Annotated in this window: 13 protein-coding genes; 6 read left to right on the top strand and 7 right to left on the bottom strand. The window is 72.1% G+C overall.

Translation table 11 applies throughout. The annotated features are described in order from the left end of the window. Nucleotides 1-27: 27 nt before the first annotated feature. Together OG386_RS11845 and OG386_RS11850 are read left to right on the top strand one after the other, a co-directional pair. Nucleotides 28-3327, top strand: coding sequence for a DUF4082 domain-containing protein (locus OG386_RS11845; protein WP_328788126.1), 3300 nt, complete (start codon nucleotides 28-30; stop codon nucleotides 3325-3327). After that, nucleotides 3324-4373, top strand: a complete 1050-nt coding sequence (locus OG386_RS11850) for a glycosyltransferase (protein ID WP_328788127.1) — start codon at nucleotides 3324-3326, stop codon at nucleotides 4371-4373. Before OG386_RS11845 ends, OG386_RS11850 begins: the two co-directional genes overlap by 4 nt. A 17-nt stretch (nucleotides 4374-4390) precedes the next feature. Here the strand turns inward: OG386_RS11850 and OG386_RS11855 are convergent, their stop codons facing one another. Next, complete coding sequence (locus OG386_RS11855; RefSeq protein WP_328788128.1) at nucleotides 4391-5095, bottom strand: Wzz/FepE/Etk N-terminal domain-containing protein; 705 nt, start codon at nucleotides 5093-5095, stop codon at nucleotides 4391-4393. An 80-nt stretch (nucleotides 5096-5175) separates the two neighbouring features. Here OG386_RS11855 and OG386_RS11860 point away from each other — a divergent pair, with 80 nt between their 5' ends. Continuing rightward, nucleotides 5176-7191, top strand: a complete 2016-nt coding sequence (locus tag OG386_RS11860) for an O-antigen ligase family protein (protein ID WP_328788129.1) — start codon at nucleotides 5176-5178, stop codon at nucleotides 7189-7191. After that, the gene (locus OG386_RS11865) at nucleotides 7137-8108 is read left to right on the top strand and encodes a glycosyltransferase family 2 protein (RefSeq protein ID WP_328788130.1); all 972 of its coding nucleotides are present in this window, start codon (nucleotides 7137-7139) and stop codon (nucleotides 8106-8108) included. Before OG386_RS11860 ends, OG386_RS11865 begins: the two co-directional genes overlap by 55 nt. A gap of 15 nt (nucleotides 8109-8123) precedes the next feature. Here OG386_RS11865 and OG386_RS11870 read toward each other — a convergent pair whose 3' ends face one another. Further along, a complete protein-coding gene (locus tag OG386_RS11870; protein ID WP_328788131.1) occupies nucleotides 8124-9047 on the bottom strand; it encodes a sigma-70 family RNA polymerase sigma factor in 924 nt (307 codons plus the stop codon). Between the two features lie 181 nt (nucleotides 9048-9228). On the opposite strand from OG386_RS11870, the gene OG386_RS11875 reads away from it, so the two are divergent. Both OG386_RS11875 and OG386_RS11880 read left to right on the top strand, forming a co-directional pair. Beyond that, on the top strand, nucleotides 9229-10380 hold the full coding sequence (locus OG386_RS11875; RefSeq protein WP_328788132.1) for an amidohydrolase family protein: 1152 nt from the start codon (nucleotides 9229-9231) through the stop codon (nucleotides 10378-10380). 55 nt (nucleotides 10381-10435) lie between these two features. Then, nucleotides 10436-10903 carry a cupin domain-containing protein gene (locus OG386_RS11880; RefSeq protein ID WP_328788133.1) on the top strand — a complete coding sequence of 156 codons (468 nt, stop codon included), beginning with the start codon at nucleotides 10436-10438 and terminating at the stop codon, nucleotides 10901-10903. Here the strand turns inward: OG386_RS11880 and OG386_RS11885 are convergent. Genes OG386_RS11885 through wecB form a run of 5 tightly spaced genes read right to left on the bottom strand, consistent with a single transcriptional unit; the run spans nucleotide 10900 to nucleotide 16180 of the window. Further along, nucleotides 10900-11703 (bottom strand): glycosyltransferase family 2 protein, encoded by an 804-nt coding sequence (locus tag OG386_RS11885; protein WP_328788134.1) that lies wholly within the window; start codon nucleotides 11701-11703, stop codon nucleotides 10900-10902. The two genes, OG386_RS11880 and OG386_RS11885, sit on opposite strands and share 4 nt — an antisense overlap. A 22-nt stretch (nucleotides 11704-11725) precedes the next feature. After that, complete coding sequence (locus tag OG386_RS11890) at nucleotides 11726-12799, bottom strand: hypothetical protein (protein WP_328788135.1); 1074 nt, start codon at nucleotides 12797-12799, stop codon at nucleotides 11726-11728. 6 nt (nucleotides 12800-12805) lie between these two features. Continuing rightward, nucleotides 12806-14260 carry an oligosaccharide flippase family protein gene (locus OG386_RS11895; protein WP_328788136.1) on the bottom strand — a complete coding sequence of 485 codons (1455 nt, stop codon included), beginning with the start codon at nucleotides 14258-14260 and terminating at the stop codon, nucleotides 12806-12808. Beyond that, entirely contained in the window at nucleotides 14257-15015 is a 759-nt protein-coding gene (locus OG386_RS11900; protein WP_328788137.1) for a chain length determinant protein, read from the bottom strand. Before OG386_RS11900 ends, OG386_RS11895 begins: the two co-directional genes overlap by 4 nt. A gap of 22 nt (nucleotides 15016-15037) precedes the next feature. Then, nucleotides 15038-16180: a non-hydrolyzing UDP-N-acetylglucosamine 2-epimerase gene (gene wecB, locus OG386_RS11905; protein ID WP_328788138.1), complete on the bottom strand. Its 1143-nt coding sequence runs from the start codon at nucleotides 16178-16180 to the stop codon at nucleotides 15038-15040. Nucleotides 16181-16183 lie beyond the last annotated feature (3 nt).

Below are 16183 nucleotides of genomic sequence, written 5' to 3' on the forward strand. Positions count from 1 at the left end.
CGCGCTCACGCAAACAATGAGGTCCAGATGAACAGACGGACAAGGTTGCTCCGTTACGGTCTCTTCACCGTGATCGCGGCCTTGATGGCCACGGTCCTACCACCGGCGGTGGTGGCCGGTGCGGTCGATCCCTGCGGTCCCACCACGAACGCGATCGTGTGCGAGAACTCCAAGCCCGGCACGCCGATGGAGGACTGGTTCGCACCCAGCGCGTACGGCGACATCAAGGGTTTCCCGGCCCAGACGAGCGTCCAGGCCGGCGAGACCGTGCAGTTCAAGATCCAGTCGCCGACCGCGTACAAGGTCTCGGTCTACCGACTCGGCCACTACGGGGGCACCGGCGCACGCCTGATGTCGACCGCGGCCCAGACGGCTCAGACGTACCCGGCGAACTTCCTGCCGGGCGGCAACCCGACGACCTGCGCCAAGAAGGCCGCCACCGGCCTGGTCGACTGCGGCAACTGGCCCGTCACCGCGACGTGGACCGTGCCGACGGACGCCGTGTCCGGGCTCTACGTGGTCAACTTCGACCAGGCGGACGGCAACGGCGTGATGCCGTACCCGTTCGTCGTGCGCAACGACTCCAGCCACTCCGACATCGTCGTGCAGACCAGCGACCAGACCTGGCAGGCGTACAACAACTACGGCGGCCAGGACCTGTACGACGGCGGCGGTCCCGCCCCGGACGGGCGGGCGTACGAGGTCAGCTACAACCGGCCCATGGACATCGGCGGGGACAACGGGATCTACGGGTCCGAGTTCCAGATGGTCGCCTGGCTGGAGCGCAACGGCTATGACGTGAGCTACATGTCCGGCATCGACATGTCGGTCCGCGGCGGGACACTGCTGCAGAACCACAAGGTCTTCCTGTCCTCCGGACACGACGAGTACTGGACCCAGGAGCAGTTCACGAACGCGCTGAACGCGCGCCGGGCCGGGGTCCACCAGACGTACTTCAGCGGCAACGAGGTCTTCTGGAAGACCCGCCTGGCGCCGAGCATCGACGGTGCGGGCACCGCCAACCGGACCCTGGTCTCGTACAAGGAGACCAAGCTGTCCTTCCCCCAGCCGAACGGCATCCCCGACCCGAGCGGGATCTGGACGGGCACCTTCATGGACCCGGCCAGCGCCACGAACGGCCGGCCCTTCCAGCCGCAGAACCAGCTGACCGGCTCGATGTTCAGCGTCAACGGCTACCGCAGCGACGCGATCACGGTGCCCGGCACCTTCGCCAAGCAGCGGCTGTGGCGCAACACCACGGTCGCGAACCTCACCCCCTCGCAGACCGCCACCTTCCCCACCGGCACGCTCGGCTACGAGTGGGACAGCGACGTGGAGAACGCCAGCCGGCCGGCGGGGCAGATCACGATGTCCTCCACCACGGTGGACATCGAGGACGGCAAGCTCCTCAAGGACTACGGCAACACGTACGGGAACGGCACCGCGACGCACAGCCTGGTGGCCTTCCGCGACCAGACCTCGCACGCGCTGGTGTTCGGCGCGGGTACGGTGCAGTGGTCCTGGGGCCTGACCAACATGCCCACGGGCAACCCGGACGACGCCGTGATCACCGCGGACAAGCGGATGCAGCAGGCCACGGTGAACGTCTTCGCCGACATGGGCGTCCAGCCCAAGTCCCTGCAGAGCGACCTGGTCGCCTCCACCGCCTCCACCGACGCGGTGGGCCCGGGCGTCACCGTGACCAGCCCGGCGGCGAACGCCACCGTACCGGCGCTGCGGCCCGTGACCATCACGGGCACGGCCACCGACACAGGCGGCGGCGTGGTCGCCCGGGTGGAGGTGTCCACCGACGGCGGCACGACCTGGAAGGCGACCACGGGCCTCGGTTCCTGGAGCTACAAGTGGACCCCGACCGTTCCGGGCACCGCGCAGATCAAGGTGCGCGCGGTGGACGACAGCGTCAACATCGGCGCCACCACCACGGTGCCGCTGACGGTGGGACCCCAGCAGTGCCCCTGCACCGTGTGGCCCGCCGCGGCCGTCCCCGGCACGGTCAACGCCGGTGACGGCAGCGCCGTCGAGCTCGGCGTGAAGATCCGTTCCTCGGTGGCCGGTTCGATCACCGGTGTCCGCTTCTACAAGTCCCCCGCCAACACCGGCACCCACACCGGCAGCCTCTGGAGCAGCACCGGCCAGCGCCTGGCCACCGGTACCTTCACCAACGAGACGGCCTCCGGCTGGCAGCAGCTCAACTTCGCCACGCCGGTCCCGGTCAAGGCGAACACCACCTACGTCGCCTCCTACTTCGCACCGCACGGCGGCTACTCCTTCGACACCACCTTCGCCGGGTCCGACGCGGGCCTGGCCCCGCTCACCGCGCTCAAGAGCGGCACCGACGGCGGCAACGGCGTCTACCGCTACAGCGGCACGGGCGGGTTCCCGTCCACCGCCTCGTCCGGCAGCAACTACTGGGTGGACGCGGTCCTGGACACCTCCACCGCGAGCACGACCCCGCCCACCGTCACCGCCACCTCGCCGCAGTCCGCGGCGACCGGCACCCAGATCACGGCGGGCGTATCGGCCACCTTCAGCAACGCCATCGACGCGGACAGCCTGGCGTTCTCCGTGAAGGACTCCGGCGGCGCCACCGTTCCGGGCACCAAGGTGCTGGGCGCGTCGAACAGCGCGACCTTCACCCCGTCCTCCGAACTGGCCCTGAACTCCACCTACACGGCGTCCGTCCAGGCCTCCGACCTGTGGGGCAACGCCATGGCCGCCCCGGTCACGTGGAACTTCACCACCAGTGCGAGCCCGCCGACCGTGAACTGCCCCTGCACCCTGTGGAACGCCACCACCACGCCGAGCACCGCCAACGTGGGTGACGACGCCAACTCCGTGGAACTGGGCACCCGTTTCCAGTCCGCGGTGAACGGCTACGTCACCGGTGTCACCTTCTACAAGGGCCCCGGCAACACCGGTACCCACACCGGGAGCCTGTGGTCCGCCTCCGGCTCCCTGATCGCCACCGGCACCTTCGGCAGCGAGACCGTGTCGGGCTGGCAGCAGCTGCAGTTCGCCACGCCGGTGCCGATCACGGCGGGCACCACGTACGTGGCCTCCTACCACGCACCGAACGGCAACTATTCGGTGGACGGCGGCTACTTCACCGGCGCCCACCGCTCCTATCCGCTGGTGGCCCCGGCCGACGCGGCCGGCAGCGCCAACGGGCTCTACAAGTACGGGGCGGCCACCGCCTTCCCGACGAACACCTTCGGCTCGGTGAACTACTGGGTCGGCCCGATCTTCACCACCACCGCACCGGCCGCCGCGCAGTCCGGGCCGTCCACGGAGGTGAGCGGGCAGTGAGCACGGTCAGCGTGGTGATCCCCTGCTACAAGTACGGCCACTTCCTGGCGGACTGCGTCAAGAGCGTGCTGGACGAGCAGGAGGGCGTCGACGTCCGGGTACTGATCATCGACGACGCCTCGCCCGACGACTCCGCGGAGGTCGCCCGCGCGCTGGCGGCCGCCGACCCGCGGATCGACGTACGGGTCCACGAAACCAACAAGGGCCACATCGCCACCTACAACGAGGGCCTGCTGGAGTGGGCCGACGGGGACTACGTCGCCCTGCTGTCGGCGGACGACCGGCTGGTGCCCGGGGCCCTGGTGCGCGCGGCGGCCCTGCTCGACGCGCATCCGGAGGCGGGCTTCTGCTACGGCAGGCCGCTGCGCTTCCAGCACGGCGGACCGCTGCCCGCGGCCCGCACCCGCAGCACCGGATCGGTCGTCTACCCCGGACGGTGGTGGCTGGACCGGCGGTTCCGGGAGGGCACCGGATGCATCACCTCACCCGAGGTGGTGGTCCGCACCAGTCTCCAGCGCAAGGTCGGGGGCTACGATCCTGAGCTGCCGCACGCCGGCGACATCGAGATGTGGATGCGGCTCGCGGCGCACGCCGACGTGGGCTACGTCCGCGGGGCCGACCAGGCCTTCTACCGGGTCCACGGCAACAACATGTCCACCACGGACTTCGGCGGCCAGCTCGACGACCTGCGCCAGCGCCTCGTCGCCTTCGATTCGGTGCTGGACAAGTGCTCCGGGCTGTTGCCGGGGGCCGACCAGCTGGCGCTGTCGGCGCGCACCCGGCTCGCCCGGTACGCCCTGCGGCGCGCCTACCGGGCGTACGACCGGGGACGCACCGCGGTGGTGCCGGTCGACGAGCTCGTGGAGTTCGCGGCCGAGTGCTTGCCCGGGGACTACACGAAGCTGGGCGAGTACCGGGCGCTGCTCAGGCGCCGGCGCATCGGGGCGCGCACCATGCCGTACCTCCAGCCGCTCGTGCTCTCGGCCGTGGTCGACCGGGGGCGCGAGTGGCTGTGGTGGCGGTCCTGGAAGCGTCGAGGGATTTGATGACTCGAACGCCGTGTTCAGCGGGTCGCCCCGGCGAGGGCGGCCCGCTCGGGCTCCTCGGCCCGGACCACCGGACCGGCGTCGGCGGCGGCCTCGTGCCGCTGCCGGCGCCGGCTCCGGCGCGTCAGGAGCCGATCGGTCCACAGGGCCACGACCACACCTCCGACCCCGCCCATCAGGGCCGCCCCGGCGAGGCCCCGGCTCTTGTTGCCGGTCTGCACCGCCGCGGTGGGCGGCACCAGCAGCGTCACGCTCATCCGCGCGGAGTCCGGGACCCCCTGCTGCGTCTGCATGTCCGTCAGGTGTTTCGTGTAGATCTCGATGATCTTCCGGACCGCCGTGTCGGCGGAGGCCGGTTCGGCCTGCTCGGCCTGGATCTGGAGCGAGGGGATCAGATAGCGCGGGGTGACGCTGGTCCCGCTGTTCCGCGGGATCAGCCGGTACGTGCCGCGCACTCCGGCGGCGCGCAGCTCCTCGGTCCCTTCGGGCGAGTCCAGCTGCTGGATCGCGGCGTAGGAGACGGCGGCGAGCGGCGGTTGCAGATTGGCCAGTTGGTTGGGCTGGTTGTCCGTCACCGGCGGCTTGAGCACGACGATCGCCGTACTCAGGTACGTCTGCGTGGGGTGCAGCACTTGCACGGCTCCGGCGGCCGCGAGCACCGCCGCCACGATCAGGACGTACCAGCGCCGACGCAGCGCACGGATCAACTCACCAGGCGACACAGGGATTCCTTCCGTTGTGACCGATCCTTCCAGGACACGGGTAGGTCCGCCATCAATTGCGGTGTCCTCGGGGGGTGTTCATGAGCATCGGTGAGATCCTCGCGGTGCTCCGGCGCCGCTGGTACGTGATGGTGCCGCTGACGCTGATCAGTCTGCTCGCGGGGGCCCACCTGTACCGTTCGGTGCCGGTGGCCTACCAGTCGCAGAGCTCGGTGGCGCTGCTCGACTCGACGGCGGTGGCCGAACTGGCCCCCGCCTTCGGCAATCCCATCTCGAACGCCGGCGGTTCGCTGGTGGTCACCGCGGACGTGCTGATCCGGACGCTGTCGGGGACGGACGCGGCACGGGACCTCCAGGGCATCGGGGTGACCGATCCCTACACGGTCGGGTTCGCCGCGAACACCTCGGGTCCGATGCTCACGCTGACCGTCACGGGGACCGACCGGGAGAACGTACTGGAGGAGACCAACAAGCTGACCGCGTTCGCCGGGGAGACGCTCAACGCGCTCCAGGCGGCGGCCAAGGTCAAGCCGGCGTACATGGTGCAGACGGCCCCCGTGGTGCTGCCGCAGACCCCGGTGCCGCAGATGAAGAGCCGCTACCAGCAGGTGCTGGGCGTCGTCATCCTCGGCACCACGTCCGCCTTCACCTTCTCCTTCCTGACGGACGGCCTGCTGGCGGCGCTGCGGCGCAGGCGTGCGGCCGGGGCCGCCCCGGCCCGGGGGCGGGGGCGCCGCAAGCCGTGGGGGCGGCAGCTGGACGCGACGGCCCTGCTGAGCTGCTACCTGGCGCTGGCCTTCTTCATCCCCTCGAACCTGACCCTGCCGGGCATGGGCGGGGTGGGCACCCCGGCCAACGTGTTCGCACTGCTGTGCCTGTTCTGGTACCTGGCGACCTGGATCACCGGCCGGATCCGGCCCGCCCCCGGCACCCGGCTGCCACGGGTGGTGATGTGCCTGCTGGCCTTCTCGGTGCTGGCTTCGTACCTCGCGAACGCGATGCGCGGCAGCTCGCACAAGGAGGTCCTGGCGGCGGACCGCGGGCTGATCGGACTGCTCGTCTGGGTGTCCCTGGTGGTGCTGGTCTCCGCGGGGATCCAGGACCGTGAGCGCCTGGACGTGCTGCTGCGCCGGGCCGTGGTGATGGGGGCGGTGGTGGCCGCCATCGGCTTCTACGACTTCTTCACCGCGACGAACATCGCCGACAGCATCAGCATCCCCGGCCTGCAGTCCAGCGTCGCCCAGATCACCACCCTGGACCGGGGTTCCTTCACCCGGCCGCGGTCCACCACGGCGCAGCCCCTGGAGTTCGGCGGGATGCTCGCCATCCTGCTTCCCTTCGCGGTGCAGCAGGCCTTCGATCCGGTACGCCGGCACCTGCGCGCCTGGCGGCGCTGGGGGCCCGTGGTGCTGATGGGCGGCGCCCTGCCGCTGACGGTGTCGCGGACCTCCATCATCGGGGCGCTCATCGTGATCCTCGTGATGGTGCTGCGCTGGAAGCCGGAGCGGCGGTGGGCCGCGATCGGTCTGCTGATGGGCTCGGTCGCCTGCTTCAAGGTGATCATCCCGGGGCTGATCGGCACCATCACGGCGCTCTTCGCCTCGTTCGTGTCGAACTCCGACAGCAGCACCCAGGCCCGTACCGTCAAGTACAGCGCGATCGTCCCCTATCTCTCCGAACGACCTCTGTTCGGACGGGGCTTCGGGACCTTCCTGCCCGAACTGTTCTTCTTCACCGACAACCAGTACATGCTCACCCTGGCGGAGATGGGCCTCGTGGGGCTGATCGCGCTCCTGGTCCTGCTGTTCACCGGGATCCACCAGGGCGGTGCCATCCGCAGGTTGGCCCGTACCGAGTCCGACCGGGAGCTGGGGCAGGCGTTCTTCGCGTCCGCCCTGGTCTCCCTCGTCATCGCCGCCACCTTCGACGCCCTCAGCTTCCCGATGTTCGCCGGGGTGTTCTTCCTGACGATCGCCGCCGGAGGCAGCTACCTCGGGTTCGTCCGGCGCGCGGCGCCGGAGCCCGCAACCGTGGAGTCCCCATGCAGTTCAGCCAGCCAGCCGACCGCCGACCGGAGCCGGGTGCCGGCCCTGTAGCGGTCCTCGTCGTCACCTGGAACAGCGCCGGGGTGCTCCCGGAGTTCCTCGCCTCGCTGCCCGAGGGCATGGCCGGGCTCGACTGGCGCCTGGTCGTCGCCGACAACGACTCGGCCGACGGCACCGTGGAGCTGATCCGCTCCCTGGCGCCGGACGCGACGGTGGTCCAGACCGGCCGCAACGCCGGCTACGCGGCCGGGGTGAACGCCGCCCTCGGGGCCGCGGCCGCGTGGGAGGGCGGCTTCCGGGCGGCCCTGGTCTGCAATCCGGACGTCCGGATGAGGCGGGGCTGCGCCAAGGTCCTCGTGGACGCGCTGGGCACCGAGGCGCCCGGCGGCGGCCGGGTCGGGATCAGCGTCCCGCTGCTGTACGAGGAGGACGGCCGCACGCTGCTGCTCTCGCTGCGCCGGGAGTCGCAGGTGACCCGGGCGCTCGGCGAGGCGGTGCTGGGCAACCGCCGGGCCGGGCGGTTCCCGCGCTGGAGCGAGATGGTCACCGATCCGGCCGCCTACGGGCGGGCGACGGTCGCGGACTGGGCGACGGGCGCGCTGATGGCCCTGTCCGGGGAGTGCCTGGAGGCGTGCGGGGCCTGGGACGAGTCCTTCTTCCTGTACTCGGAGGAGACCGAGTACTGTCTGCGGGCCCGGGACCTCGGCTTCGTCACCCGACTGGAGCCCTCGGCCACGGCCACCCATCTGGGCGGGGACTCGCAGGTGTCGCCCCGGTTGTGGACCCTGCTGACGCTCAACCGGGTCCGGCTCTACGGGCGCCGGAACGGGGCGGCGGCGACCGCCGCGTTCCGGGCGGCCGTGCTGCTGCGGGAGACCTCCCGTGCGGTGCTCGGCCGGCCCGCGAGCCTGGCGGCCGCGAAGGCCCTGGCCAGCCCGTCCGCGCTGCGGGCCACGCCGGGGCCGTGACGCCCCCGGGGCACTTCAGGGGGCCGGGGGCCGGATTCCGGTGAGCTTGTCGGGGTTGGTGACCGAGAAGACACCGGCGATCCGGTCCCCTTCGGGGGTCAGGTCCACCACGACGACGGCGAGCGGACTGCCGTCCGCGAAGACGAGCGCGCCGGGGTCGCCGGCCACCCGGCGGTAGCGGAGGTCGACCCCCGCCGCCGGTAGGGCGCGGGCCACGGCCATGAACACGGCGGCGACGCCGTCGCGGCCGTGGACGGGGTGGAGACTGACCGCGGGACCCTTGCCGCCGCCGTCGGTCCAGAGCGTCACATCGGGCGCGAGGAGTTCGAGGAGCGTGCGCAGGTCCCCGCCGAGCGCGGCCACGGCGAAGCGCTCGGTGACCCGGGCGTGCAGGTCCGCTTCGGGCCGGTGCCGGGGGCGGCGCGCGTGGACGTGGCGGCGCGCCCGGGTGGCGAGTTGGCGGACGGCCGTCGGCGAGCGGTCCAGGATCCGCGCGATCTCCGGGTGCGCGAATCCGAACGCCTCGTGCAGGACGAACACGGCGCGTTCCAGTGGGGACAGCGTCTCCAGGACGACGAGCAGCGCCATCGACAGCGCCTCGGCCCGCTCGACCCCCTCAACGCCGTGATCGTCTACGGTCGTCAACGGCTCGGGCAACCACGTTCCCACGTAGGCCTCCTGACGCCGGCTCATTTCGGCCCGCCGGGCGAGCGCCTGGTTCACGGCGATCCGTACGAGGTACGCGCGGGCGTTCTCGACGGGCTCCGCGCCCGGCCTGCGGTGCCGGGCGGACCAGGCCAGCCACACGTCCTGGAGCGCGTCCTCGGTGTCGGTGACGCTGCCCAGCATGTTGTAGACCACCGAGAAGAGCAGTTCGCGGTGGCCGAGGAAGCGGTCGGTGACGGAGTCGGTCGGGTGGTGCGGTGGCGTGGCGGTCATGCGTCCTCCTTGTCTGCCGTGACCGAAGAGGTCCGCCGGGCCGGGAGTGTGACACGGGGCGGCCCGGGTGTGAGCCGCGTCACGACGGCCTGCCGCGGTGTCACAGCCGGAGCCGGGTTCGCCCTCTGTGGTGGAGTCCGGGGAGGAAGGGCCTCCCCGGCACGCACGAGGAGGACCTTTCATGCGTACACGGATCCACGGCGTCCGCGTCTTCGACGGCGAGCGCGGCGCCGGTGTCCAGGACGTGGTCCTGGAGGACGACCTGATCGTGGCGGTCTGCGCCCCCGGGGCGGCCGGGGCCGCCGACGTCGAGGTCGACGGCCGGGGCCGGACCCTGCTGCCGGGGCTGATCGACGCGCACACCCACGTCTTCGACGGCAGTCTCGCCGAGGCCCTGCGCCACGGGGTCACGACCGAGCTCGACATGTTCTGCCTGCCGCGCCCGCTCGCCCGGCACCGGCAACTCGCGGCCGAGCGCGACAACGTGGCCGATCTGCGCAGCGCCGGCTCGCTGGCGACCGCACCCGGCGGACACCCGACCCAGCTGCTCGCCGCGCTGACCGGCACGCTGCTCGACCCGGCGGACGTGACGGAGATCGACTTCTTGACCGATCCGGAGCGGGCCGCGGACTTCGTGAAGGCGCGGCTCGCGGAGGGCAGCGACTTCCTCAAGCTCGTCATCGACGACGGGACGGTGCACGGCACCGATCTCCCCGTCCTGTCCCCGGCGGTCGCGGGGGCCCTGACCTCGGCGGCGCGGGCGGCCGGGCTCCGGGTCGTCGCGCACGCGGTCACCGCCGCCGATGTGGTCACCGCGCTCGACGCGGGGGTGGACGGGCTCGCGCACGTGTGGGCCGACCTCGCCCCGCAGGACCCGGCTTCCGTGCGCCTCGCCCGGCGCGTCCGCGACCAGGGCGTGTTCGTCGTGTCCACGCTCGCCTACTTCGAGGCGGTCGATGCCCAGGGGTCCGGCGCGGCGGCCTGCGTGCCCCCCGGCCGGTACCCGGCCGCCGTCGGCGCGCTCCGCGCGCTGCGCGGGGCGGGCGTCCCGCTCCTCGCCGGCACCGACGCCACGCCCTTCGCCCCCGCCCACGGCTCGGGGCTCCACCGTGAACTGGCGCTGCTCACGCGGCACGGCGGCCTGCGCCCGGAAGAAGCGCTGGCCGCGGCGACCGCCCTGCCGGCCCACCACTTCGGCCTGGCCGACCGGGGCCGGATCGCCCCGGGCCTGCGCGCGGACCTGCTGCTCGTGGAGGGCGACCCGACCCAGGAGGTCTCGACCCTCGGCGCGATCGTCGACGTCTGGCGCCGCGGACGGCGGCAGGCCCGCTGAGTCCGGGCCGGCGCACCCGCCGTCTCCCCCACCCTTCCAGGAAAGGAACACACCCGTGTCCCACGAACGTTTCGTCCTCCTCGATGCGGGAGAGGCCCGTCCGGGCCGGATCCCGCTGCCGCCCGCCTTCTCGGTGAAGGCGGCCACGGGGGACACCGAAGGACGCTTCTCCCTGCTCGAAGTGGTGCTGGCGCGGGAGATCCCGCCCCACACCCACCACGTGGCGGACGAGAGCGTGTACGTGCTCGAGGGCGAGCTCCTCGTCGATACCGGGGGCCGCTCCCACACCCTGACCGCCGGACAGTTCGTCCTGCTCCCCCACGGTGTGCCGCACGCGCTGCGTCCCGGTCCGGGCGGGCCGCCGCGGGTGCTGCAGATCTCCTCGCCGGGCGGCTGGGAGTGCTTCGTCGAGGACATGTTCGAAGCCGGGCCGCGGCTCACGGTCGACGGCCGGCTGGAGCCGGCGCGGCTGAACCGGATCGCCCGGCGCCACGGCATCACGTACGAGGAGCCGACCGGCTAGGGTGCCGCTCCGTCCCAACTGGTCCAGAAGCTGTCCGGGTTGACCAGGTAGCGGACCGTCGCCCGGGGCAGGTGGCGCACCTCGTGGCGGCGGGCGTAGCGGCGGATCAGCTCCCAGTCCTCGCGGGGCAGCACCTCGGGGGTGCGGCGCAGCCGGCTGAAGTACAGGGACCGGTTGCGCCGCGCCACGAAGGCGTTGGTGTCCAGGAAGGCCTCGTGGGCGGCGCGGCGGCGGTCGAAGGGCACCGAGAGGACGTCCCGGTCGGTGCCGTCGGGCAGCACCCTGCGCAGTGCGGTGTAGACGGCGTCGGGCCCGTCGGGTGCCTCCAGCGTGGCCAGGGTCTGCTCCAGGTGATCGGGCTCCCAGAGGTTGTCGTCGTCGAGGAAGGCCACGTAGCGCGACCTGGTCAGCCGGATCCCCACGTTGCGCACGACTCCGGCGGTCGCCGTGTTGCGGGCCAGGGAGACCGCGAACAGCCGCGGGTCGGCGGGCAGTTCGGGCAGGCCCGCGCCGTCGTCGACGACGATGACCACCTGGTCGGTGACCGTCTGGCCGAGCGCGGAGCGGACCGCCGCGCGCAGTGCCTCGGGGCGCCGGTGGGTGGGGATGACGGTGGCGACCAGGGCGGCCGGGGGCTCGCCCAGGTCGGCGGCCAGCCGGTGGGTCTCGGCGTCCTCGAAACGGCGCAGCCGCAGGGCGGAGGGGGCCAGCAGGACCTTGTTCCTGGCTTCGAAGAGCACCAGCCAGCCGAAGGTCCCTTTGAGCAGTTCCCAGGGGGCGCGCGCGATCCGGCGCATCATGTCCTGTCGGTCCTCTCGGTGGTCAGGATGCGGGCGGGGGGTCGACGGGCCTGCCGTCGGACATGCGGTTGCCCTTCCACACGTTGCCCGCGCCGCCCGCGTTCCAGGCGGTGGCGGCGCCGTAGGCCCCGGCGGCCGGGTGGTACTGGGTGGAGAAGACGTTGTTCGTGACCTGGATGCCGGTGGCGCCCGGGCCGCCGCCGTAGAGGGCGTACGCTCCCCCGGCCAGCCAGTTGCCGTCGACGACGACGGAGGAGACCACTCCGGTGTCGGCGAACAGGCCCACGGCCGCGGTGGCGCCCCGGTCCACCGCGGTGGGGTTGAGCAGGGTGTTGCGGCGGATGGTGAGGCGCCCCTTGTTGCCGCCGCCGCTGATGACGGCGTCGGTGTGCTGCCATTCGCCGCCCTGGTTGCGGAAGGCGACGATGTCGTGGACGTAGTTGTCGTGCAGGTCGCCCTGGCCCATGGACAGGGCGTTGCCGAACACCGAGATGTCGCACCAGCCGACTTCGATCGAGCTGCCGCCCATGTTGGACACCGCGTAGTTGACGCCTCCGTTGTCGGGGCCCTTGCCGGGCACGGCGGTGATCGTGGTGTGCAGGACCTTCAGTCCGCTGAAGCCGGGGCGCAGGTTGATCCCCCACCAGTTGGTCGAGGTGATCTTGCTGTCGATGACGGTGACGTCGTTGGCGTAGATGTCGAGGGAGCCGCGGATGTCCCAGCCCTTGATGACCGTGCCGTGCTCCTTGACGGACATGTTCCCGGTGTCGTGCCGCTCCAGCTCGATCCGCGGACCGGTGCTGCGCGCATCGGGGAATCCGCAGGTGCCGGGCGAGGTGCAGGCGGGGGTGGGGGCGGTGGGCGACGGTTCGCCCGTTCCCGGCGAGGCGGTCGGGGAGGGCGGGGCCGAGGAGGTGGTCGGCGAGGCGGAGGGGGCCGGGGGCGCCGTGGTGGAGGGGGTGACGGGTTCGGTGGCGCCGGGCGCCGCCGCGTGCTCGGTCACCGCGGTGCTGTCGGCCTTGTAGAGGGTGAGGACGACGGCGAGCACCACTCCGGCGAGCAGCCACGCCGTCAGGCGCCTTCGGTGCTGTGTCACAGCTGTCTACCCTTTGAGTAAGGCGCGGCCGGGCAGGACGCACAGGACGTAGCACAGGGTGCCGGCGGCTCCGGTCGCCAGGAGCGCGAGCACGCTGTCGCCCAGGTACCGCTCCAGGAAGAGGAGTACGGCGGCCATCACCGCGCCGCCGAGCAGCGGCCAGGCGCAGGCCCGAGCGACGGTGCCCACGCGGATGCCGCCGCGGTGCAGGGCGAGGAGGAAGACCGGGACCACGACGACCCCGGCGACCAGGACGTGGCCCTGGGCCACTCCGACGATCCCGCCGGTGCGGGCGCCGATCACGAGGGCCGGGATCAGGATGACCAGCCAGAGTGCCTGGACGCCGATGAGCGAGCTGCGCCGGCCGATGGCCACCAGGCAGTCGTAGGCGAGCTCGCAGCCGATGCGGACCAGGCCGAGCGCCATCAGCCAGGGCAGGGCCCGGGCGGCCGGCAGCCAGCGTTCACCGTAGATGAGCTCCACGACGGGGGCGGCGAGCGCGGCGAGCAGGACGCAGATCGGGACGGTACCGGCCATCACGACGCCGAGGGCGCGGGCGAATCCGGCGGCCAGCGCTTGCGGCGAGTCGGCCAGCCGGGAGAAGCCCGCGAAAGAGACGCGGCGGGCCGCTTCGGAGATGATGCGCACGGGCCAGCCGGAGATGTTGAAGGCGAGCACGTAGAAGCCCAGGGCGAGGGGGTCCAGGGCCGAGCCCACCACCATGGTGTCCACGTTGACCACGCCGAGGGCGAGCATGCTGGCCCCGGCGAGCGGCAGCCCGAACTTCAGCAGGGCCCGGGCCTGTTCCCGGTCCCAACCGAACTTCAGGGTGCCGGGCGCGGCGAGGCAGCAGCCGATGAGCGCGGCCACGTTGCCCACCACGGATCCCCAGGCGAAGCTCATGGCGCCCCAGCCGTCGACGGCGAGCAGCAGGGTCACCGCGGTGCTGAGGACGAAGTTGAGCCCGTCGACGGCCATCCGCCGGCCCTGCGCGAACTCCCGGGTGAGGAAGCCGGCGGGGACCTGGGAGAGTCCGTCGAGGACCACGCACAGGCACATCACCCGCAGGACGCCGGAGGCCTCGGGCGAGCCGAGCACCCCGGCCACCGCGGGGGCGACCGCGAACAGTACGGCGTACAGCAGGCAGCTGGAGGCGGCGCTGAGGGTGAGGACGGTCGGGGCGAAGCGGCGGGGGTCGCCCTCCCAGCGCACGATCGCCAGCGAGACGCCGAGTTCGTTGGCGGAGAGGAGGACCAGCAGGACCGTCTGGGCGATCCCGTACACGCCCCAGGCCTCGGGTCCGAGGAAGAAGCGGGCCAGGACGATGCCGGTGGCGAAGTTGCCGAGGCGCATCACCACGGTGTTGATCAGGCTCCACTTGGCGGCGGAGCCGACCTTGCGCCCCAGTGAGGGCGGCGCCGCCGGGGTGGTGCTCTCGGTGTCCGCCGCGGGGCCGGTCACGGCGATCCGGCCGTACGGGAGCCGGCGGCGGCGGAGCCGGCCGGGTGGGCGACGGTCATGCGCAGGGTGGCCGTCGGGTCACCGGCGTCGGCGTCGGCTCCCTCTCCGCTGTCGCCGCCCTCGCCGGGGGCGGGCCGGTGCTTGCCGGGCGATGCCCCACGGCGCCCCCGGGCCTCCACGAAGAAGGTGGCCACCAGGCTGAGTACGAAGCCCAGCGCGCCCGCCATGACCAGGAACTGGAGCCTGGCCTTGGTCTGCGCCTCCGGCTTCTGGGGAGGCACGATCGTGGCCATCCGGATCATGGCGTCGGGGGTGACCGACTGCTGGGTCTGGAACTCCAGCAGCCGCTTCTCCGCGTACTTGGTGAGGATCTCGTCCGACTTCAGCACGGCGGCCCGGTCGGTCCCGACGACGCTCAGCCACATGTAGGGGCCGAGCGCGTTGTCGGCGATCTTCGCCTCGTGCACTCCGGTGACGCCGAGGGACTTGAGGTCGGCCTTGGCGTCGTCGGAGTTGAGGTTGCGGGCCAGGCCGTCGGCCATGCCGGTGAGCGAGGCCTGGGTGCTCAGGAAGGGGTTGCCGTCGAAGGCCACCGTGGCCTTCTTCGAGTTCAGCAGGGTCACCGTGCTCTGCGACTGGTACTCCACCGGGACCAGCAGGTACACGGCGGCGGTGAGCGCCGCCGTGATCAGCAGTCCGGGCAGCAGCACGTACCAGCGTCTGCGCATGACCCGCCAGATCTCCGCGAGATCCATGGTCTTCCCCTTCGAATTGCGTTTACAGCACGTGCTGCGGATCGGTGGCCGCCCCGCCCGACACGAGGTCGGTGGGGCGCGGCCGGGTGTGCGCGGGCGGTCCGTCGAGCAGGACCGCGGCGATGCGCTCGCTCGCCCGGCCGTCCCAGAGTTCGGGGCAGCGCGGCGCGGGCGGATCGTCGAGGACCCGGTTGACGGTGGCCGTGATGCGCTCCGGGTCCGTGCCCGCCAGCACGTTCGTGCCCTCCTCGACGGTGATGGGGCGCTCGGTGTTCTCCCGCAGGGTCACGCAGGGCACCCCCAGGGCGGTGGTCTCCTCCTGGATGCCCCCGGAGTCGGTGAGCACCACGCGCGCGGAGTCCTGCAGGGCGATGAAGTCGAGGTATCCGGCGGCCGGGACCAGCCGGATCCCGCCGGGCACGCCCAGTTCGGCGAGCCGCTCGGCGGCCCGCGGGTGCACGGGCAGCAGCAGCGGACAGCGGTCGGCGATCTCGCCCAGGGCCTTCAGCAGGCCGCGCAGCGCCCCGGGGTCGTCCACGTTGGCCGGCCGGTGCAGGGTGACCAGGCCGTATCCGCCGCGGGTGAGCCCGTACCGGTCCAGGACGTCCGACTGGCGGGCCCGGTCCAGGTTGGCGAGGAGGGTGTCGATCATGACGTTGCCGACGACGTGGATCTGGTCCTCCCGGTAGCCCTCCGCCCGCAGGTTCACGGCGGCGTCGGGCGAGGGCGCCAGCAGGTAGTCGCTGAGCCGGTCGGTGGCGACCCGGTTGACCTCTTCGGGCATGCTCCAGTCACGGCTGCGCAGCCCGGCCTCCACGTGGGCCAGCAGGGGGCCGGCCTTCGCGGTGACGAGGGCGCAGGCGAGGGTGGAGTTGATGTCGCCGACCACCACGACGGCGTCCGGGGCGAGTTCGTCGATCAGCGGCTCGAAGGCGGCCATCACCCGCCCGGTCTGCTGGGCGTGGCTGCCGGATCCGGCGCCCAGGTAGCGGTCGGGCGGGCGGATGCCGAGGTCGCGGAAGAACACGTCGTTCATCGACTCGTCGTAGTGCTGCCCGGTGTGGACGAGGATCACCTCGGCGCCGCGGCGCTCCAGTGCGTCCATCACCGGTTTGATCTTCATGTAGTTGGGCCGGGCCCCGGCCACGCAGACGATCCTGGTCACGGG

This window comes from Streptomyces sp. NBC_00273 (genome assembly GCF_036178145.1).
Lineage (GTDB): Bacteria > Actinomycetota > Actinomycetes > Streptomycetales > Streptomycetaceae > Streptomyces.

What these genes read in the sequence shown, in the direction of transcription:
- OG386_RS11845 (WP_328788126.1), top strand. Translation starts at nt 28, where the DNA reads ATGAACAGACGGACAAGGTTGCTCCGTTACGGTCTCTTCACCGTGATC.
- OG386_RS11860 (WP_328788129.1), top strand. Translation starts at nt 5,176, where the DNA reads ATGAGCATCGGTGAGATCCTCGCGGTGCTCCGGCGCCGCTGGTACGTG.
- OG386_RS11865 (WP_328788130.1), top strand. Translation starts at nt 7,137, where the DNA reads ATGCAGTTCAGCCAGCCAGCCGACCGCCGACCGGAGCCGGGTGCCGGC.
- OG386_RS11870 (WP_328788131.1), bottom strand. Translation starts at nt 9,047, where the DNA reads ATGACCGCCACGCCACCGCACCACCCGACCGACTCCGTCACCGACCGC.
- OG386_RS11875 (WP_328788132.1), top strand. Translation starts at nt 9,229, where the DNA reads ATGCGTACACGGATCCACGGCGTCCGCGTCTTCGACGGCGAGCGCGGC.
- OG386_RS11885 (WP_328788134.1), bottom strand. Translation starts at nt 11,703, where the DNA reads ATGATGCGCCGGATCGCGCGCGCCCCCTGGGAACTGCTCAAAGGGACC.
- OG386_RS11900 (WP_328788137.1), bottom strand. Translation starts at nt 15,015, where the DNA reads ATGGATCTCGCGGAGATCTGGCGGGTCATGCGCAGACGCTGGTACGTG.